Raw genomic sequence first — 18,563 nt, 5'->3', positions numbered from 1 at the left:
ACCCTGAAGGGGTGCTTACCGAGTTGGTCGACCTGCCGGGCGGATCGTTCCGCATGGGCTCGACGAGCTTCTACCCCGAAGAGGCGCCGATCCACACCGTGACGGTGGGGCCGTTCGCGATGGAGCGGCACCCGGTGACCAACGCGCAATTTGCCGAATTCGTCTTCGCCACAGGCTATGTCACCGTGGCCGAGCGACCGATCGACCCGGCGCTTTACCCGGGCGCGGATCCTGCAGACCTGGTTCCGGGCGCCATGGTCTTCCGCCCGACGGCGGGGCCGGTCGACCTGCGTGACTGGCGCCAGTGGTGGGCCTGGGTGCCGGGCGCCAGCTGGCGAAATCCGTTCGGGCCGCACAGCGATCTCGCGGACCGGGCGGACCATCCGGTGGTGCAGGTGGCGTATCCCGACGCCGCGGCGTACGCGCGGTGGGCCGGCCGGCGGCTGCCCACCGAGGCCGAGTGGGAGTACGCGGCCCGCGGCGGAAATTCGTGGACGTACGCCTGGGGCCAGGAAGCGAACCCCGATGGTCGGCTGATGGCCAACACGTGGCAGGGAAAATTTCCGTACCGCAACGACGGAGCGCTCGGCTGGGTGGGCACCTCCCCGGTCGGGGCGTTCCCGCCCAACGAATTTGGGCTGCTCGACATGATCGGCAATGTGTGGGAGTGGACCGCCACCGAGTTTTCCGCGCACCACCGGCTCGATGAGCCGGCGAAAGCCTGCTGCGCACCGTCGGGACCCCCGGATCCGAGCGTCAGCCAGACATTGAAGGGCGGATCGCATCTGTGCGCGCCGGAGTACTGCCACCGCTACCGGCCGGCCGCGCGGTCGCCCCAGTCGCAGGACACCGCGACGACCCACATCGGGTTTCGCTGCGTGGCGGACGCGCCGTCGGGATAGGCTGCTTCGCGCCGACCGGTCAGCAAACCGAGCCTCCCTCAGCGCCGCACCTCAGGCGGCAAAAACAACCAGCGGGTTACCGCCGGATGGACGGTAAGTGACGGACCTTTCGTCATGGCGCGCGGTCGGCGCGGATTCGCTAGCATCGCCACGTGTCGGCCGTCGACGAGCCAGATGTCATCAGTGGGCTGGCGGTGACCGCGGAGGCCCCGACGACACCCGCCCCGCCACCGCCCTCGGATGCGCCGCCCGCGCCGCCGCCACCGCCACGCAAACAACGGTCGAAGCCGCGCATCGCGATCGGCATCGCCATCCTCGTGGTCGTCGTTTCGGCCTACGCCCTGTCGCTGTTCGGCGTCCACCAGTTGCAGGAGGCGGAGGCCCCGCTTCCCCCACTGGACCTGAGCCAGGGGGGCGGCGACGCGACCATCGTGCAGTTGCGCCTCGAGGAGCTCAAGACCACCGCGAATCGCCTAACGGTGAATGTGCTTGTCTACCCCGCGATTTCGGCCTACGACAACCGCCTCGACGTGCTCGGCACCGACGTCGGCGTGCGCCTGTATCCGACGAGCGACCTGGGGGACCTGCATTACCCGAGAGGAAAAGCCCCCGCCCAACTCAGCACGACCATCGAGGCCCATGGCGATCCAGGTAACTGGCCCTTCGATTCCTACAGCACCGAGCCGATCTCGGCCGATGCGTTCGTCGGCTCCGGCGACAACGTAAAGAAGGTGCCCGCCCGCGTCGAGGTGACCGGGGAGCTGGACGGGTGGGACGTCAGCGTCCACCGGGTGCACGACCCCGCCGCGTTGCCGACCCAACGCGGTTCCGACAACGGGAACGTCGTCGTCACCCTGAAGCGGGCCAAGGGGCCGCTGATCTTCGACCTCGGCATCTGCCTGGTGCTCATCAGCCTGCCCACCCTGGCGCTGTTGGTGGCCATCCCGATGGCGCTGGGCAGGCGTAAGTTCTTGCCGCCGTTCGCAACCTGGTACGCCGCGAACCTGTTCGCCATCGTCCCGTTGCGCAACATCCTCCCCGGCGCCCCCCCGCCCGGTTCCTGGATCGACCAGGCCATCGTCCAGTGGGTGCTGATCGCGCTCGTGACGGCGATGAGCCTGTACATTTTCGCGTGGGTGCGGCAAGGGGACTGACGTTCGGCAGCGCCGTTTAACGGCGTCGTGTTAAAGCTGGTAGCGCCCTGTGTTAAGAACCCGTAGCGGCGCTCGCTTCAAGGTGCCAGCAAACGGCGCCGTTGCTAGTGTGCGTCCGTGTCGGTTGAACGGGACGTGGTCGTAGCGCTGCCCACGAGTGGCCACGGCGCGGCCCCGGCGGCACCATCCTCACCCGCCGGCCCGCCCGCGCGTAAGCCGCGACGACGGCACCTCGTCCTCGACATCTCGATCATCCTGGGCGTTGTCGTCGTCTACATCCTGTCGCTGCTCGGGTATCACTGGCTGGCCACCGCACCGGGCCCGCTTCCCGCCCCGGAGCTGAACACCGCCGACGGCACGGTGGTCTTGATGCGTTTCGAGCAGCTGCACACCGTGGCGAACCGGCTCGACGTGAAGGTGCTTGTGATGCCGGATGATTCGATGATCAACAAGCGCCTGAACGTCTTGAACACCGACACTTCCGTGCGCATCTTTCCGCAGAACGACCTGGGAGACCTGCAGTACCCGGTGGGGAAGCTGCCGGCGCAGGTCGCCACCACCATCGAGGCACACGGTGACCCCAGCGACTGGCCGTTCGACTCGTACAGGACCGACACCGTCCAGTCCGACGTCCTCATCGGGTCCGGCGAAAACCGCGTATTGAAACCCGGTCGGGTGGAGGTGACCGGAAAGCTGGACGGCTGGGACATCGCGGCCAGCCGGGTCGTGCGCAACCCGAAAGACCCCGATCGCCCGGACAACGTCGTCATCACGCTGCGCAGGGCCAAGGGACCGCTGGTGTTCGACCTCGGCATCTGCCTGGTCCTCATCACGCTGCCGACGCTGGCGCTGTTCGTGGCCATTCAGATGCTGACCGGCCGCAGGCAATTCCTGCCGCCGTTTTCCACCTGGTATGCGGCGATGCTGTTCGCCGTCGTGCCGCTGCGCAACATCCTGCCCGGGACGCCGCCCGCGGGTTCGTGGATCGACCAGGCCGTGGTGATCTGGGTGCTGATCGCGCTGGCCACTGCGCTGGTGCTGTACATCATCGCCTGGTATCGACATTCGAGCTGAGGCTCGCGCGACGAGCAACACGCCGACGCGACGGCGGTCATTTCCGGTGAACCCGAGGGGCCTCCATGGTGGTATGGGTGGCGGGGGTTAACGAGACCGGGAAGGCGAGCTGACGATGCGTGAGTCGCGGTTGATGGGCGGTGTCGGCCGAGCCCTCGGCGTGGTCAGTGCACTGCTGTGCGTCGCGGTGCTGTTCGCCGGCGCGGCGGCCGCCGACGGCCCGGTCCGGTTGAGAAGCCGGCTAGGCGATTTTTGTCTGGACGCCCCGACCGGGAACTACTACGCCGCGGTGGTGATCAACCCTTGCAACGGTTCGGACTCCCAGCGCTGGTACCTCAATGGCCGGCAGCTGCAGAACGTGGCTTTTCCCGGAGGGTGCCTGGTAAATCCGGCGGGCGACAGTGCGTTCGCGCACCTCGGGCCCTGTATCGGTATGTGGAACCAAAATTGGAATCTCGACCCCAATGGCCCGGTCACGACTGATCCGGGGTGGTTATGCCTCAGTGTCCTCGGCGGACCGGGCCCTGGGACTTGGGTCTCCACCCGATACTGCAACGGCGATCCAGGCCAGGCGTGGGACGTCATCTCGTGACAAATTCCTATTTGCGCTGAGGCTCTTGTCGTAGGCCAGTGGCATACTCGAACACATGTTCGATGAAGCGGCTCGCGCCGAGGTGATTGCCCGGTTCGACGAGATGATCGAGCGGCGCTATCCGTCGACAACGGCGGAGTCCGCGGTGATGGTCGATCGGATCTGCGCCGCCTCGCGGGCCGAGAACCGGGAGGCGGCCGCGCAGCTGATGGCCATCCATGAGTTGTTCAGGTATCGATTGTCCCGGTGCTCGGAGAGCGAGGACTGGGCCATCGACACCATGGAGGCCGTCACGGCCGAGGTCGCCGCGGCGTTGCGGATCAGCCAGGGCCTGGCGGCCAGCCGGCTGCGCTATGCGCGGGCGCTGGGCGAGCGCCTGCCGCGGGTGGGCGAGGTGTTTTTGGCCGGCCACCTGGACTTCCGCCTGTTTCAGACCATCGTGTTTCGCACCGATTTGATCGCCGATCCCGACATCCTGGCGGCGGTGGATGCCCAGCTGGCGGCCAACGTGGGTCGCTGGCCGTCGATGACGCGGGGCCGGCTGGCCGCCCAGGTGGACAAGATCGTCGCGCGCGCCGATGCCGATGCGGTGCGCCGGCGCAAGGAACGCCAGACCGATCGGAGCGTCTGGATCGGCGAGGTCTTCGACGGGCTGGCCGAGTTGAGCGGCAGCCTGCTAGGTCCCGATGCCCACGCATTAGATCAGCGCTTAGACGCGCTGGCCGCCACGGTGTGCCTCCACGACCCGCGTAGCCGCGAGCAGCGCCGCGCCGATGCCCTTGGGGCGCTGGCCGCCGGGGCCGACCGGCTCGGGTGCCGCTGCGCGCGCACCGACTGCGCGGCCGGGAAGCGCCCCGCCGCTGCCCCGGTGGTGATTCATGTGATCGCCGAGCGGGCCACCCTCGACGGCACCGGCAACACCCCGGGCTCCGAGCTGGCCGCCGACGGGCTCATCACCCCCGAACTCCTTCAAGAGTTGGCGGCCTCGGCCAAACTGCAGCCGCTGGTCCACCCCGCCGACGCGCCACCGGAGAACGGCTACGTGCCGTCCGCCGCGCTGGCCGACTTTGTGCGGTGCCGGGACCTCACCTGCCGCGCCCCGGGGTGTGACCGGCCCGCGATCGGCTGCGACCTCGACCACACCGTCCCCCACGCCGAAGGCGGCGCCACCCACGCGTCGAACCTGAAATGTCTGTGCCGGCTTCATCATTTACTCAAAACCTTCTGCGGCTGGCGCGATCAACAACTCGCCGATGGCACGGTGATCTGGCGGCTCCCCGACGGGCACACCTACATCACGACCCCCGGCAGCGCCCTGCTCTTCCCCACCTTGTGTGCGCCAACCGCCGACTTGTCGGTCCCCGATATTCCCAACACCCCAGGCTGCGGGGAACGCACCGCGAAGATGCCCAAGCGTCGCCGCACCCGCGCCCAAGAGCGGGCCGCCCGCATCGCCAGCGAACGCCGCCACAACCGCCAAGCCCGACTCGCCCGAAAACCGTTGCGCCGAGACTACTTCGCCCTGCCGCCCCCGACCGAGGCCGACGACCAGCCCCCGCCGTTCTAGGTGCAGGATTTCCCCATGCCCGCGTCGCTACCGCCGCTTGCCGCCGACGCGGTCGGCGCAATCGCGCCCGAGGTCCGGCGGGTGCGGCCCGCCGCTTCCGGTACAACGACTGCGACATCGAGGCCACGCTCGACGAGCTGGTGGCCGGCACCGCCGGCTTCCGCGACGAGGTCAGGCGCACAGAAGACTGGGATCGGGTTGGCTCCCGGTTGCCGGGCGAACGGCGCACCGCGCGCTGGCTGGTCCGCCAGGCGATGCACGAAGGCGTCCATCACCTCGCCGACATCCGCAGATTTGGCTCTGAGCTGGTCGTCCCCTAGACTCTAGGGGTTGCCTTGGGCAGACCTCGGCCGGTGCGAATCGGCCCCGCGTGCCCTTCGGTGACAAAGACCGCGCATGTCAGGTGATTTCCTGCTGTGCAAACGTAACCAGGTCAGGAGATCGAGTGATTCAGCAGGAATCGCGGCTGAAGGTTGCCGACAACACCGGCGCCAAGGAGATCTTGTGCATCCGGGTGCTCGGCGGATCGTCGCGACGCTACGCCGGCATCGGTGACGTCATCGTCGCCACGGTCAAGGACGCCATCCCCGGCGGCAACGTCAAGCGCGGGGACGTCGTCAAGGCCGTCGTGGTGCGCACGGTCAAGGAGCGCCGGCGTCCCGACGGCAGCTACATCAAGTTCGACGAGAACGCCGCGGTGATCATCAAGCCCGACAACGACCCGCGCGGGACGCGCATCTTCGGGCCGGTCGGCCGCGAACTGCGCGAGAAGCGATTCATGAAGATCATCTCGCTGGCCCCGGAGGTGTTGTAGATGAAGGTCCACAAGGGCGACACCGTCCTCGTCATCGCGGGCAAGGACAAGGGTGCCAAGGGCAAGGTGTTGCAGGCGTACCCGGAACGCAACCGCGTGCTGGTCGAGGGCGTCAACCGGATCAAGAAGCACACCGCGGTTTCCACCAACCAGCGCGGCGCCCGCTCCGGCGGCATCGTCACGCAGGAGGCCCCCATCCACGTGTCCAACGTGATGGTGGTCGACTCGGACGGCAAGCCCACCCGAATCGGCTACCGGGTCGACGAGGAAACCGGCAAGCGCGTCCGCATTTCCAAGCGCAACGGCAAGGACATCTAGCATGACCACTGCAGAGAAGGTTCAGCCGCGCCTCAAAGAGCGCTACCGCAACGAGATTCGGGATGCGTTGCACAAGCAGTTCGGCTACGGCAACGTCATGCAGATCCCGACCATCACCAAGGTCGTCGTCAACATGGGGGTCGGCGAGGCGGCACGTGACGCCAAGCTGATCAACGGTGCGGTGAACGACCTGGCGCTGATCACCGGCCAGAAGCCGGAGATCCGCAAGGCGCGAAAGTCCATCGCGCAGTTCAAGTTGCGCGAGGGCATGCCGATCGGCGCGCGGGTGACGCTGCGCGGGGACCGCATGTGGGAGTTCCTCGACCGGCTCACCTCGATCGCGCTGCCGCGTATCCGTGACTTCCGCGGGCTTTCGCCCAAGCAGTTCGACGGCGTCGGCAACTACACGTTCGGACTGGCCGAGCAGTCGGTGTTCCACGAGATCGACGTGGACAAGATCGACCGGGTCCGCGGCATGGACATCAACGTCGTCACCTCGGCGACGACCGACGACGAAGGACGAGCGCTGTTGCGGGCCCTCGGCTTTCCGTTCAAGGAGAACTGACTAGATGGCTAAGAAGGCACTGGTTAACAAGGCCGCGCGCAAGCCGAAGTTCGCGGTGCGCGGCTACACCCGCTGCAACAAGTGCGGACGCCCGCGCGCGGTGTTCCGCAAGTTCGGGCTATGCAGGATCTGCCTGCGAGAGATGGCGCACGCGGGTGAGCTGCCCGGCGTGCAGAAGAGCAGCTGGTGACGGGACATAGGACTGAACTATGACGATGACGGACCCGATCGCAGACTTCCTGACGCGTCTGCGTAACGCCAATTCGGCGTATCACGACGAGGTGACGTTGCCGCACTCCAAGATCAAGGCCAACATCGCCCAGATCCTCAAGAGCGAGGGCTACATCAACGACTTCCATACCGAAGACGCTCGGGTCGGAAAGTCGCTGGTCGTCCAGCTCAAGTACGGGCCGAGCCGGGAGCGCAGCATCGCCGGTTTGCGCCGCGTGTCTAAGCCGGGCTTGCGCGTGTACGCGAAATCCACCAACCTGCCGCGCGTGCTCGGCGGACTGGGCGTGGCGATCATCTCGACCTCGTCGGGTCTGCTCACCGACCGCCAGGCGGCCAGACAGGGCGTGGGCGGCGAAGTCCTCGCGTACGTGTGGTGAGGGGTTAAGACATGTCGCGCATTGGTAAGCAGCCGGTTCCGGTCCCCACCGGAGTCGACGTAACGATCGAGGGCCAGAACGTCTCGGTGAAGGGCCCCAAGGGCACCCTGAATCTGACGGTGGCCGAACCGATCATGGTGGCGCGCAACGACGACGGCGCGATCCTGGTCACCCGGCCCAACGACGAGCGGCGCAACCGCTCGCTGCACGGGCTGTCGCGCACGTTGGTGTCCAATCTGGTCACCGGCGTGACGGAGGGCTACACCGTGAAGATGGAGATCTTCGGGGTCGGCTACCGCGTGCAGCTCAAGGGCTCCAACCTCGAGTTCGCGCTGGGCTACAGCCATCCGGTGGTGATCGAGGCTCCCGAGGGCATCACGTTCGCGGTCCAGTCACCGACGAAGTTCACGGTCACCGGGATCGACAAGCAGAAGGTCGGTCAGATCTCGGCCAACATCCGCCGCCTGCGCCGTCCCGACCCCTACAAGGGCAAGGGCGTGCGCTACGAGGGCGAGCAGATCCGCCGCAAGGTCGGAAAGACAGGTAAGTAGTCATGGCGCAAGCAAAGACCGCCGCCACCGCCGGAAAGCCGGTGGGGCAGAACGTATCCGCGACCAGGCGGGTCTCCCGGCTGCGCAGGCACGCGCGGCTGCGCAAGAAGCTGGCGGGCACCCCACAGCGTCCGCGGCTGGTGGTGCACCGCTCCGCCCGGCACATTCACGTGCAACTGGTCAACGACGAGAACGGCACCACGCTGGCCGCGGCGTCGTCGATCGAGTCCGACGTGCGCGGCCTGGACGGCGACAAGAAGGCGCGCAGTGTGCGGGTGGGTCAGTTGATCGCCGAGCGCGCCAAGGCGGCCGGCATCGACACCGTGGTCTTCGACCGCGGCGGCTACACCTACGGCGGACGGATCGCGGCGCTGGCGGATGCCGCACGCGAGAACGGATTGAGTTTCTGATGACAACTGGAAGGACCGCATAATGGCGGAACAGTCGGCCGGCGGGCACAGCGGCCCAGACAGCCGCGACAGCCGCGACTCGCGCGGTGACGGCCGCGACGGCCGCGGCCGGCGCGACGGCGGCGGCCGGGGCGGTCGTGATCGCGACGGCGAGAAGAGCAACTACCTGGAGCGGGTCGTCGCCATCAACCGCGTCTCCAAGGTGGTCAAGGGTGGACGGCGATTCAGCTTCACCGCTTTGGTCATCGTCGGTGACGGCAACGGCATGGTCGGCGTCGGCTACGGCAAGGCCAAGGAGGTGCCGGCCGCGATCGCCAAGGGCGTGGAGGAGGCACGCAAGGGCTTCTTCCGGGTGCCGCTGATCGGCGGCACCATCACGCACCCGGTGCAGGGTGAGGCCGCCGCGGGCGTCGTGCTGCTGCGTCCCGCCAGCCCGGGTACCGGTGTCATCGCCGGCGGTGCCGCCCGCGCGGTGCTGGAATGCGCTGGGGTGCACGACATCCTGGCCAAGTCGCTGGGCAGCGACAACGCGATCAACGTGGTGCACGCAACCGTCGCCGCGCTCAAGCTCCTGCAGCGTCCCGAGGAGGTGGCCGCTCGCCGCGGACTGCCGATCGAGGACGTCGCCCCGGCCGGGATGTTGAAGGCGCGCCGGGAAAGCGACGCACTGGCCAGTGCGGCGGCGGCGCGTGAGGCTCAGATTTCGGGAGCGCAACCATGAGTCAGCTCAAGATCACCCAGGTGCGCAGCACCATCGGTGCCCGCTGGAAGCAGCGCGAGAGCCTGCGGACCCTGGGCCTGCGTCGGATCCGCCATTCGGTGGTCCGTGAGGACAACGCACAGACCCGCGGCCTGATCGCGGTGGTGCGCCACCTGGTGCAGGTGGAGGAGGCCAAGTGACCATCAAACTGCACGACCTGAAACCCGCACCCGGGTCGAAGAAAGCGCGCACCCGGGTCGGTCGCGGCGAGGGCTCCAAGGGCAAGTCGGCCGGCCGAGGCACCAAGGGCACCAAGGCCCGCAAGAACGTGCCGGCGACCTTCGAGGGTGGCCAGATGCCGATTCACATGCGGCTGCCCAAGCTCAAGGGATTCCGGAACCGGTTCCGCACCGAGTACGAGATCGTCAACGTCGGCGACATCAACCGGCTGTTCCCGCAGGGCGGTTCCGTCGGCGTAGACGAGCTGGTGGCCAAGGGCGCGGTTCGCCGCAACTCGCTGGTCAAGGTCCTCGGCGACGGCAAGCTGACCGTCAAGGTCGACCTGTCCGCGCACAAGTTCAGCGGCAGCGCGCGCGAGAAGATCACCGCGGCGGGCGGCTCGGTCACCGAGCTGTAGTCAGCTCAGCTGCGGAATGACCCCCGCGGCAAGGCGTTCCATCTGTTCGCGGTTCTCGCCGACGTCGGCGCCGACGGGGTTGAGCAGCAGGTATTCGGCCCCCGCGTCGATCACCTCGCGCAGCCCGCGCGCCACGTCGTCGGGCGTGCCCGACACCGGCACGTTTTCGCCGCCGGGAATGGAATCGCCGTAGATGCGGTGAAGCCCTTCGAGGACGCGTTCGCGCGCCCGCCCCGCGTCGTCGTCGACCGTCAGGTAGACCCGTTTGCCAATCGTGAAGTGCGCGGGGTCTTTCCGCTGTTCGGCGAGCTCGCGGCGCACCACGGTGACGGCCCCGGCGAACGCCTCGGTGGTCGACGAACCCGCGCCCAGAAACGAATCACCGTGGCGCACCGCCCTGGCCAGCGCCTTGGGGGCCAGCCCGCCGAACCAGATCGGCGGATGCGGGCGCTGCAGCGGCTTGGGCTGGATCGGCACGTCGTCGACCTCGCGGAACCGGCCGTGAAACGTCACCCGGGGCTCGTCGGACCAGGCTGCCTTCATCAGCTCCAGGCCCTCGGTGAAATACGAGATATACGTTGCCTTTTCGACCCCGAAGGCGTCGAATCGGCGAAAGCCGCCGCCGGCCCCGACGCCGAGGTCCAGCCGCCCGTGGCTCAGCCGGTCGACCGCGGTGGTCGACGAGGCCAGCTGCAGCGGGTCGTGCAGGGACGTCACCAGGACGGCGACCCCGAGGCGCAGCCGCTCGGTGCACGCGGCGCAATACGCCAGCAGCTCCAACGGCGCCAGCAGCGGCGCCTCGCCGATGATCTGCTCGAGCACCCAGCCGGCCTCGAACCCGAGCTCCTCGGCGCGGGCGAGGTAGGTGCGAAGGCCTGAGGCGTCGAAGCCGTCATAGTCGAACTGGGGGATCGCGATGGAAAACCTCACCCGACCACCGTACGGCGGCCGATCGGTAGGCTGCGAATATGTTCGGTTTTCTGCCTTCTGTCCCGGGTCTCGATGACGTGCGCGCCCTGGCCGGCCGCGTCGACACGGCGCGCCACCACGGCGTGCCCGACGGCTGCGTGCTCGAATTCGACCTGCGCTCGGCGCCGCCGGAGACCACCGGCTTCGATCCGGTGGCGATGATCACCGGGGGCGGCCGAGCGCTGTCGCTGCGCGACACCGTCGCGGCGATCCACCGCGCGGCCGAGGACCCGCGGGTTGCCGGGCTCATCGCGCGCGTGCAGCTCGCGGCGGCGCCGCCGGCCGCGGTCCAGGAACTGCGGGAGGCGATCGCGGCTTTCAGCGCCGTCAAGCCGTCGCTGGCCTGGGCCGAGACCTACCCGGGCACGCTGTCCTACTACCTCGCTTCGGCGTTCAGCGAGGTGTGGATGCAGTCCTCGGGAAGCGTCGGCCTGATCGGATTCGCGAGCAACGCCATGTTCCTGCGCGACGCGCTCGACAAGGCGGGGATCGAGGCCCAGATCATCGCGACGGGCGAATACAAGTCGGCGGCAAACCTTTTGACCGAGGGCGGCTTCACCGAGGCCCACCGCGAGGCCGTCACGCGGATGCTGCAGAGCCTGCAGGAACAGGTGTGGCGGGCGGTCGCGGAGTCCCGCAAGGTCGAGCCGGCGGCGCTCGACGAGCTGGCCGACCGCGGCCCGCTCCTGCGCGACGACGCGGTGGCCTCGGGCCTCGTCGACCGGATCGGATTCCGCGACGAAGCCTACGCGCGGATCGCGGAACTGGTTGGTGTGCAGGATGTTTCGGATGAGAACACGCCGCCCCGGCTCTACCTGGCGCGCTACGCCGGCGCTTCCCGGCCACGACTGAGCCCGCCCGTGCCGTCCGTCCCTGGCCGCCGGCCCAAGCCGACGCTGGCCGTGGTCACCGTCGACGGCACGATCGTCACCGGACGCGGTGGCCCGCAGTTCCTGCCGCTGGGCACGTCGACCTCCGGCGCCGACACCATCGCGGCGGCGCTGCGCGAGGCCGCCGCCGACGATTCGGTGTCCGCGATCGTGCTGCGGGTGGACAGCCCGGGGGGTGCGGTCATCGCGTCGGAAACGATCTGGCGCGAGGTGGCACGGGCGCGCGAGCGCGGCAAGCCGGTGGTGGCGTCGATGGGTGCGGTCGCGGCGTCCGGCGGCTACTACGTCGCGATGGGCGCCGACGCGATCCTGGCCAGCCCGGGCACGATCACCGGCTCGATCGGCGTGATCACCGGCAAGCTGGTGGTGCGCGATCTCAAGGATCGCCTGGGGGTTGCGTCGGACACGGTGCGCACCAACGCGAATGCGGACGCCTGGTCGGTCGACGCGCCGTTCACGCCGGAACAGCGCCGGCATCGTGAGGCCGAGGCCGAGCTCCTCTACCGCGACTTCGTCGAACGGGTCGCCGGGGGCCGCGACTTGAGCGCCGAAGCCGTGGAAGCCGTTGCGCGGGGCCGGGTCTGGACCGGCGCCGACGCGCTGGAACGCGGCCTGGTCGACGAGCTGGGCGGCTTCCGGGCCGCGCTGCGCCGGGCCAAGGTTCTGGCGGGCCTGGACGAGGACGCCGAGGTGCGCCTCGTCAGCTATCCGGGGTCGTCGCTGATGGACCTGGTGCGCCCGCGGGCCTCGTCGCAACCGGCCGCCGCGTCGCTGGGGGCCCTGTTGGGTCGCTCGATCGCCGGGATTCTCGACAATGTCGAGCAGACCCTGGGCGGGGCCAGCGCGCTGTGGCTGGGCAAGTCGCGACTCTAGCCGGCCAGCCTGCCGCTGATGAAGATGATCTCGCCGAGCGGATCGTCCTGCTCCGGGGGCGGCACCTCGATGTCGTTGCGCCGGAACAGTTCCGTTCGCGGCACGCCCTCGGCGTCCCACCCCTTGGACCGCAGGTAGTCGACGACGTGATTGCGTTCCCCGGTGTAGACCAGCGACGCCATGTCGATGTCCACGCCGTGCTCCCGGAATACGCCGGCCATGTCCTGGACGCGGCTGGGGTCGAAATCGATGATGCCGGGCACGAATTCGGTCGCGACGGTGCTGCCGGGCGCGCTGAGCGCGGTGATGTTGTCGAACAGCAGGTCCTGGGCCTCCGGCGGCAGGTAGATCAGCAGTCCCTCGGCCAGCCACGCGGTCGGCGCCGTCGTGTCCAGTCCGGCGGCGCGCAGCGCGGCCGGCCAGTCCTGCCGCAGGTCGACGGCGATGGTGCGCCGGGTGGCGGTGGGTTCGGCGCCGATGCCGGCCAGCGTGGTCGTCTTGAACTCGATCACCTGCGGCTGGTCGAGTTCGTAGACCACCGTGCCGTCCGGCCACGGCAGCCGGTAGGCGCGCGAGTCCAGGCCGGATGCCAAGATGACCGCCTGGCGCACGCCGGCGCCGACGGCGTCGATGAAGTAATCATCGAAATACTTGGTGCGCACCGCCATTCCGTCGGCCATCGCCTGCATGCGCGCCGGCGATGCGTTCTCGAACGCGTCGAGGTCGAGCTCGCCGTCCAGCATCTTGGTGAACAGGTCCACCCCGACCGCGCGCACCAGCGGCTCGGCGAACGGGTCGTTGATCAGGCCTCGGGGGTCCCTGGTCGCCATGGCGCGGCCCGCCGCGACCATCGTCGCGGTCACTCCCACGCTGGAGGCCAGGTCCCAGTTGTCGTCATGAGCGCGTGGCATGGGCGAAACCCTACTTTAGGGTCGCGGCCACGTAGCTGAGCTCACCGAAGGCGGCCGTCATCTCGTCCTCGGGGAACTCAAATCCGTTGCGGGCGTAGAGGTCCCGGGCGGGATGTGCGGTCACGTCCCAGCCGTGGGTGGTCAGGTAGTCGACGACGACGTTGCGCTCGCCCCGGTAGAACAGGTCGGCCGGGTCGAGGTTGAGACCGAGGCGCCGCCAGCGCTCGGAGATGTGCTGCAGGCGCTCGTCGGTAAACGCGTTCGGGTTGGGGACGTGTTCGGTGGCCAGCCGGCTGCCCGGCGCGGACAGCGCCGTGATGTGGTCGAACAGCCGATCCTGGGCGTCGGGCGGCAGGTAGGGCAGCAGGCCCTCGGCGCTCCACGCCGTCGGCGCCGTGACGTCAAAGCCGCCCTGGCGCAACGCGGCCGGCCAGTCGTCGCGCAGGTCGATCGCGATCGTGCGGTGCTCGGCGGTGGGGGCCGCGCCGACGCCGGCCAGCGTGCCCGTCTTGAACGCGATGACCTGGGGCTGGTCGATCTCGTAGACCACCGTCCCGGCCGGCCAGGGCAACCGGTAGGCCCTGGTGTCCAGTCCGGAGGCCAGGATCACCGCCTGCCGCACTCCATCGGCGGTGGCGCCGGTGAAGAAATCGTCGAAGAACCTGGTGCGCACCGTGATCTGTTCGCGCCGGGCCTTCCGGTTGAACAGCGCGTCGTCGTCGAAATCGAGCTCACCATCGATGATGCGGATGAAGGGGTCCAGCCCGACGGCGCGGACCAGGGGATCGGCGAACGGGTCGTCGAGCAGCGGATCGGGTCCCTGCGATGCCACGGCGCGAGACGCCGCGACCATGGTGGCCGTCGCCCCCACACTGGACGCCGGCCCCCAGCTGTCGCCCTCGGTGCGGCCCTCACTCATGGGTGCCGCTCACGTAGAGCACGTCGCCCATGCGCGTGTCGTCACCCTCTAGGGGCGGAAGGTCGTTGGCCGCGAATAGGTCTCGGATGCTGATGCCTTCCAGCGCCCAACCACGCTCCCTCAGGTAGGCGGCCGCCTCGTTGCGCTCGCCGAAGTAGACCAGCCCGGCCATGTCCAGCTCGAAACCGTGCGCGCGCCAGCGTTCGGAGATGCGCTGCATGCGTTCCCTCAGCTTGTCCTCGTCCCCGGGCTCGCGGTTCGGCGCGCTTTCGGTCGCCAGCCGGCTGCCCGGCGCGCTGAGTTCGGTGATGGTGTCCAGCAGGCGGTCCTGCGCGTCCGGGGGCAGGTAGCCGAGCAGGCCCTCGGCGCTCCACGCGGTCGGCCGGGTCGGGTCGAATCCGGCGGCGCGCAAGGCGGCGGGCCAGTCGTCGCGCAGGTCCACGGCCACCACCCGCCGATAGGCCGTCGGGGCGGCGCCGAGCTCGGCCAGCGTGCGGGACTTGAACTCGATGACCTGCGGCTGGTCGACCTCGTAGACCACGGTCCCGGCGGGCCAGTCCAACCGGTAAGCGCGGGAGTCCAGCCCCGAGGCCAGGATCACCACCTGCTTGACGCCGGCCTGCGTCGCGCCCAGGAAGAACTCGTCGAAGAACTTGGTGCGGACGGCCATGTTGTCGGCCATCCGCGACATCGCCCCAGCGGACCCGTCGGTGCCGTCGTGTACGTCGTTCAGGTCGCTCGGGTTCAGTTCGCCGGTCGCCAGCCGGGTGAGCAGGTCCACGCCGACGGCCCGGACCAGCGGCTCGGCGAACGGGTCGTCGATCAGCGGACGATCGGCGCGGCTCGCCACGGCGCGGGCGGCCGCGACCATCGTCGCGGTCATCCCCACGCTGGAGGCCAGGTCCCAGGTGTCGCCCTCATACCTGGTGGAAGTCATGTACAGCCCCTATTCGGAAGTAGTAAAGCTAATATTTAGCCGATATAACAAGCTTCAACCACTGTACGCTTCCCGCAATTCGCGGCAACCTTGACGGATGACGTACGCCGCCGCGGGAAAACGGGTGCTGATCACGGGTGCCTCGTCGGGCCTGGGGGCGGCTCTGGCCCGGCAATTGGCGGGACGAGGGGCGGTGGTGGGGCTGGTCGCCCGGCGCCGGGATCGCCTGGCTGAGGTGCTGGCGGACTGCCGGCAGACCTCGCCGGGATCGGCGATGTGGGTGGCCGACCTGGCGGACACCGCGGCGCTGCGGGAGCTGGCGGCGCGGGCGTGGGACGCGCTCGGCGGCGTCGACGTGCTCATCAACAACGCCGCGATCCCGAAACGCCGCCCGGTCGCGGCCCTTGAGCCCGACGAGGTCGAGGACGTCATGCGGATCAACTTCTTCGCGCCGATGCGCCTCACGCTGGCCCTGCTGCCGCGGATGCTGGAACGCGGCTCCGGTCTGATCGTCAACGTGTCCAGCGTCGGCGGCCGCCTCGGCATCATCCATGAAACAGCTTACTGTGCAAGCAAGTTCGCGCTCTGCGGCTGGAGCGAGGCGATGGCCGTCGACCTGCACGGCAGCGGGGTCGCCGTGAAGCTGATCGAGCCGGGACCGGTCGACACCGAGATCTGGGACCATCCGGGCAGCGAGGAACCCCTCTATCAGGGGCCAAAGGTGCCCGCCGACGAGGTGGCCGCGGGCATCGTCGAGGCGCTGGGCGGCGACGCGTTCGAGCACTACGTTCCGGACATGAAAGCGGTCGTGGACGCCAAGAACGCCGACCTCGACGCGTTCATCGCCGGCTCGGCCGGGATGGCGCCGCGATGAGGGCGCTGGTGTACGGCGTGCCGCCGGAGCCTTCGCCGGGACCCGACGACGCACTGACCCACAGCCCGGTCGCACTGCGGGAAGTCGCGGATCCGCAACTCCCGCACGAGGATTGGGTGTTGACCCGGCCGCGGCTGACCGGCATCTGCGGGTCGGACTCCAAGCAGATCCTGATGGACTTCGGCGAAGCCGACGCCGACAACGCGATGTCCGCGTTCTGTTCCTTTCCGCAAGTCATGGGGCACGAGGTGGTCGCCGACGTGGTGGCGATGGGACCCGCGGCGCGCGGGCTGGAGGTCGGCAAGCGCGTGGTGCTCAACCCGTGGCTGTCCTGCGGGCCGCGCGGCATCGAACCGCCCTGTCCCGCTTGCGAAAGCGGCGACTACAGCCTGTGCTGGAGCTTCACCGACGGCGACATCAAGCCCGGCATCCACACCGGGGTTTCGGCCGACGTGACGGGCGGCTACGCCGAACTGATGCCCGCCCACGACAGCATGCTCTTCCCGGTCCCGGATTCGGTGCCCGACGAGCTGGCGGTGTTCGCGGACCCGTTCTCGGTGTCCCTGCACGCGATCACCCGCCACCCGCCGCCAGCCGAAGGCCGGGTGCTGGTGTACGGCGCCGGCTCGCTCGGCTTGTGCGCGGTCGCGATCCTGGGCGCGCTCTACCCGGGCGTGGCCGTCGCGGTGGTCGCGCGGTTCGATGCGCAAAAGGAACTGGCCCGCCGGTTCGGCGCCGACCTGGTGCTGGACCACGAACCGCGCCTGGCCGTCATCGAGGAACTGGCCGCGTGGGGCGGCGGCCGGCTGCGCCAGCCGCTGCTGGGCCTGCCGATGGCCTACCCGGGGGCGCTCGACGTCGTCTACGACACCGTCGGCAAACCGGAGACGTTCGAGGTCGGGGTGCGGGTGCTGCGCTCGCGCGGGACGCTGGTGAAGGCCGGCGTGCACGCGCCCGGCCGCTGGGAGTGGAGTCCCCTGTATTTCAAGGAGATCAGCTGGGTGGGGTCGAACGCCTTCGGGGTCGAGGAGGTCGAGGGCCGGCGCCAGCACGCCATCGCGCACTACCTGGACCTGGCCGCCGCCGGCCGGGTGGACCTGCGGCCCATGCTGACCCACACCTTCGGTCTCGAGCAGTGGCGCGACGCCTTCCTGGCGATCGCCAATCAGGCCGACAGCGGCGCTGTGAAGGTCGCGTTCGATCAGCGCTAGAGCAGGGCGCCCGGCGAACCGATGACAGGCAGGTCGATCGGGGTGATGACGCCCGGTCGCGCGTCGCACAGGAACGGGATGGCGTTGACCGCCGCGACGGCGGTGCTGTCCATCAACACGGTCATCACGTCCTCTCCGGGTTTGCCGAACCGGATCGTCGCGTCGACGTGCGGCTCGCCCTCGATCACCACGCTGAAACCCTTGGGGTCGGTCCACTTTGGCTCGAGCGCGTCGTCGCTCATGGTCCAGCAGATAGCGAGTTCGATCACGGGGCGACCGCCCCGGTAGCCGCGATAGGTGCGGCGCTGACCCCCGGCGGTGCCGGCGGCGTAGTCCACCCAGCCCAGATTCAGATCCCGGGTCAGCACGGCGGGCTCGACGAACGCCTCCTTGGAGTCGAGTTCGGTGCCCAGCATGCTGGCGATCATGTCCAGGGTCTCGAAGTAGCCTAGGCCGTAGCGTTGCCTGTCGGGGTCGAGGTGCGTCACCGGCTCACGGGGCGGTTTGCCGAATCCGAGCACCTTCCACACGTCCGCTACGGGATAGGTTGTACAGTCCAGCGTTTCGACGAGCTTGACGCTGTGCACCCGCGGACAGGCGCCGGTGAGGAAGCCGGCGACGACGTTGATGAAGCCCGGCTCGAAACCCGTTCCCAGGAAGGTGGCTCGGCCCTCTCGCGCCGCCTCATCGAGCGCCGGGAGTTCGACCGGGTGATGGGTGCCGGTCAGGAAGTCTCCGGTGGTGACCACGTTGATGCCGCGGCGCAGCATCCGTTGCACCAAGTCGTAGTCGATGGCACGCGGCATGTAGTTCACGCAATCCGGCGCGAGGTCGAGCAACGCGTCGACGTCGCTCGTCGCGGTGACCCCCGTCGGGGGCCGGTCCGCGAGTGCCCCCGCGTCGCACCCCACTTTGTCTGCGCCCAGGGCATGCACGCCCACCACGTCGAAGTCGTGGCGGTCGAGCAGGATGCCGAGCGCTCGCTTGCCGATGTTGCCGGTTGACCACTGAACCACGCGGTAGGGCGCCATGTTGACAGCGTAGGCGAACATTGTTCTAATCTGAATGCTGTTCGAATTCGTACACT

Annotated in this window: 24 protein-coding genes; 18 read left to right on the top strand and 6 right to left on the bottom strand. The window is 68.8% G+C overall.

The features are described from left to right. Positions 1-11: 11 nt before the first annotated feature. The 5 genes from AC5Y5E_RS04280 (at position 12) to AC5Y5E_RS04260 (ending at position 5,289) form a co-directional block, all read left to right on the top strand. On the top strand, positions 12-902 hold the full coding sequence (locus tag AC5Y5E_RS04280) for a formylglycine-generating enzyme family protein (protein ID WP_499901697.1): 891 nt from the start codon (positions 12-14) through the stop codon (positions 900-902). Between the two features lie 194 nt (positions 903-1,096). Beyond that, positions 1,097-2,056, top strand: a complete 960-nt coding sequence (locus tag AC5Y5E_RS04275; protein ID WP_499901878.1) for a DUF4436 domain-containing protein — start codon at positions 1,097-1,099, stop codon at positions 2,054-2,056. A 243-nt stretch (positions 2,057-2,299) separates the two neighbouring features. After that, positions 2,300-3,130, top strand: a complete 831-nt coding sequence (locus tag AC5Y5E_RS04270) for a DUF4436 domain-containing protein (protein ID WP_499901877.1) — start codon at positions 2,300-2,302, stop codon at positions 3,128-3,130. Positions 3,131-3,245: 115 nt separating this feature from the next. Next, positions 3,246-3,722: an Rv1419 family lectin gene (locus AC5Y5E_RS04265; protein WP_499901696.1), complete on the top strand. Its 477-nt coding sequence runs from the start codon at positions 3,246-3,248 to the stop codon at positions 3,720-3,722. Between the two features lie 55 nt (positions 3,723-3,777). Next, positions 3,778-5,289: an HNH endonuclease signature motif containing protein gene (locus AC5Y5E_RS04260; RefSeq protein ID WP_499901695.1), complete on the top strand. Its 1,512-nt coding sequence runs from the start codon at positions 3,778-3,780 to the stop codon at positions 5,287-5,289. Here the strand turns inward: AC5Y5E_RS04260 and AC5Y5E_RS04255 are convergent. Continuing rightward, positions 5,286-5,561 (bottom strand): hypothetical protein, encoded by a 276-nt coding sequence (locus AC5Y5E_RS04255; protein WP_499901694.1) that lies wholly within the window; start codon positions 5,559-5,561, stop codon positions 5,286-5,288. The genes AC5Y5E_RS04260 and AC5Y5E_RS04255 overlap by 4 nt on opposite strands. A gap of 173 nt (positions 5,562-5,734) precedes the next feature. Between AC5Y5E_RS04255 and rplN the strand changes: the two genes are divergently transcribed. The 10 genes from rplN to rplO are packed head-to-tail and all read left to right on the top strand — an operon-like array spanning position 5,735 to position 9,892. Continuing rightward, complete coding sequence (rplN, locus tag AC5Y5E_RS04250) at positions 5,735-6,103, top strand: 50S ribosomal protein L14 (RefSeq protein ID WP_003403649.1); 369 nt, start codon at positions 5,735-5,737, stop codon at positions 6,101-6,103. Beyond that, positions 6,104-6,421, top strand: coding sequence for a 50S ribosomal protein L24 (gene rplX / locus AC5Y5E_RS04245; RefSeq protein WP_085097010.1), 318 nt, complete (start codon positions 6,104-6,106; stop codon positions 6,419-6,421). It begins immediately after the preceding gene. A 1-nt stretch (position 6,422) separates the two neighbouring features. Further along, complete coding sequence (rplE, locus tag AC5Y5E_RS04240) at positions 6,423-6,986, top strand: 50S ribosomal protein L5 (protein ID WP_499901693.1); 564 nt, start codon at positions 6,423-6,425, stop codon at positions 6,984-6,986. Between the two features lie 4 nt (positions 6,987-6,990). Next, the gene (locus AC5Y5E_RS04235) at positions 6,991-7,176 is read left to right on the top strand and encodes a type Z 30S ribosomal protein S14 (RefSeq protein WP_003873499.1); all 186 of its coding nucleotides are present in this window, start codon (positions 6,991-6,993) and stop codon (positions 7,174-7,176) included. A gap of 19 nt (positions 7,177-7,195) precedes the next feature. Continuing rightward, on the top strand, positions 7,196-7,594 hold the full coding sequence (gene rpsH, locus AC5Y5E_RS04230) for a 30S ribosomal protein S8 (protein WP_499901692.1): 399 nt from the start codon (positions 7,196-7,198) through the stop codon (positions 7,592-7,594). Between the two features lie 11 nt (positions 7,595-7,605). Further along, a complete protein-coding gene (gene rplF / locus AC5Y5E_RS04225; RefSeq protein ID WP_499901691.1) occupies positions 7,606-8,145 on the top strand; it encodes a 50S ribosomal protein L6 in 540 nt (179 codons plus the stop codon). A gap of 41 nt (positions 8,146-8,186) precedes the next feature. Then, the gene (rplR, locus tag AC5Y5E_RS04220) at positions 8,187-8,555 is read left to right on the top strand and encodes a 50S ribosomal protein L18 (RefSeq protein WP_499901876.1); all 369 of its coding nucleotides are present in this window, start codon (positions 8,187-8,189) and stop codon (positions 8,553-8,555) included. 22 nt (positions 8,556-8,577) lie between these two features. Beyond that, complete coding sequence (rpsE, locus tag AC5Y5E_RS04215; protein WP_499901690.1) at positions 8,578-9,276, top strand: 30S ribosomal protein S5; 699 nt, start codon at positions 8,578-8,580, stop codon at positions 9,274-9,276. Continuing rightward, complete coding sequence (rpmD, locus tag AC5Y5E_RS04210) at positions 9,273-9,455, top strand: 50S ribosomal protein L30 (RefSeq protein ID WP_067006248.1); 183 nt, start codon at positions 9,273-9,275, stop codon at positions 9,453-9,455. Before rpsE ends, rpmD begins: the two co-directional genes overlap by 4 nt. After that, the gene (gene rplO, locus AC5Y5E_RS04205) at positions 9,452-9,892 is read left to right on the top strand and encodes a 50S ribosomal protein L15 (RefSeq protein WP_067006245.1); all 441 of its coding nucleotides are present in this window, start codon (positions 9,452-9,454) and stop codon (positions 9,890-9,892) included. Before rpmD ends, rplO begins: the two co-directional genes overlap by 4 nt. On the opposite strand, the gene AC5Y5E_RS04200 is transcribed toward rplO, so the two are convergent. Then, positions 9,893-10,822, bottom strand: a complete 930-nt coding sequence (locus tag AC5Y5E_RS04200) for an LLM class flavin-dependent oxidoreductase (RefSeq protein WP_499901689.1) — start codon at positions 10,820-10,822, stop codon at positions 9,893-9,895. A 38-nt stretch (positions 10,823-10,860) separates the two neighbouring features. On the opposite strand from AC5Y5E_RS04200, the gene sppA reads away from it, so the two are divergent. Beyond that, positions 10,861-12,624 (top strand): signal peptide peptidase SppA, encoded by a 1,764-nt coding sequence (gene sppA, locus AC5Y5E_RS04195; RefSeq protein WP_499901688.1) that lies wholly within the window; start codon positions 10,861-10,863, stop codon positions 12,622-12,624. Here sppA and AC5Y5E_RS04190 read toward each other — a convergent pair. The 3 genes from AC5Y5E_RS04190 to AC5Y5E_RS04180 are packed head-to-tail and all read right to left on the bottom strand — an operon-like array spanning position 12,621 to position 15,391. Next, a complete protein-coding gene (locus tag AC5Y5E_RS04190; protein ID WP_499901687.1) occupies positions 12,621-13,535 on the bottom strand; it encodes a class I SAM-dependent methyltransferase in 915 nt (304 codons plus the stop codon). The two genes, sppA and AC5Y5E_RS04190, sit on opposite strands and share 4 nt — an antisense overlap. 10 nt (positions 13,536-13,545) lie before the next feature. Continuing rightward, positions 13,546-14,454, bottom strand: a complete 909-nt coding sequence (locus tag AC5Y5E_RS04185) for a class I SAM-dependent methyltransferase (RefSeq protein ID WP_499901686.1) — start codon at positions 14,452-14,454, stop codon at positions 13,546-13,548. Then, positions 14,447-15,391: a class I SAM-dependent methyltransferase gene (locus AC5Y5E_RS04180; RefSeq protein ID WP_499901685.1), complete on the bottom strand. Its 945-nt coding sequence runs from the start codon at positions 15,389-15,391 to the stop codon at positions 14,447-14,449. Before AC5Y5E_RS04180 ends, AC5Y5E_RS04185 begins: the two co-directional genes overlap by 8 nt. A gap of 97 nt (positions 15,392-15,488) precedes the next feature. On the opposite strand from AC5Y5E_RS04180, the gene AC5Y5E_RS04175 reads away from it, so the two are divergent. After that, the gene (locus AC5Y5E_RS04175; RefSeq protein ID WP_499901684.1) at positions 15,489-16,265 is read left to right on the top strand and encodes an SDR family NAD(P)-dependent oxidoreductase; all 777 of its coding nucleotides are present in this window, start codon (positions 15,489-15,491) and stop codon (positions 16,263-16,265) included. Further along, positions 16,262-17,476: a zinc-dependent alcohol dehydrogenase gene (locus AC5Y5E_RS04170; RefSeq protein ID WP_499901683.1), complete on the top strand. Its 1,215-nt coding sequence runs from the start codon at positions 16,262-16,264 to the stop codon at positions 17,474-17,476. Before AC5Y5E_RS04175 ends, AC5Y5E_RS04170 begins: the two co-directional genes overlap by 4 nt. Here the strand turns inward: AC5Y5E_RS04170 and AC5Y5E_RS04165 are convergent. Further along, on the bottom strand, positions 17,473-18,528 hold the full coding sequence (locus AC5Y5E_RS04165; RefSeq protein ID WP_499901682.1) for an NAD(P)H-dependent amine dehydrogenase family protein: 1,056 nt from the start codon (positions 18,526-18,528) through the stop codon (positions 17,473-17,475). The genes AC5Y5E_RS04170 and AC5Y5E_RS04165 overlap by 4 nt on opposite strands. Positions 18,529-18,563 lie beyond the last annotated feature (35 nt).

Source organism: Mycobacterium sp. NGS54, assembly GCF_059812465.1.
Note: the sequence above shows the minus strand (reverse complement) of the source record. Positions and strands in the feature narration are given on the sequence as shown.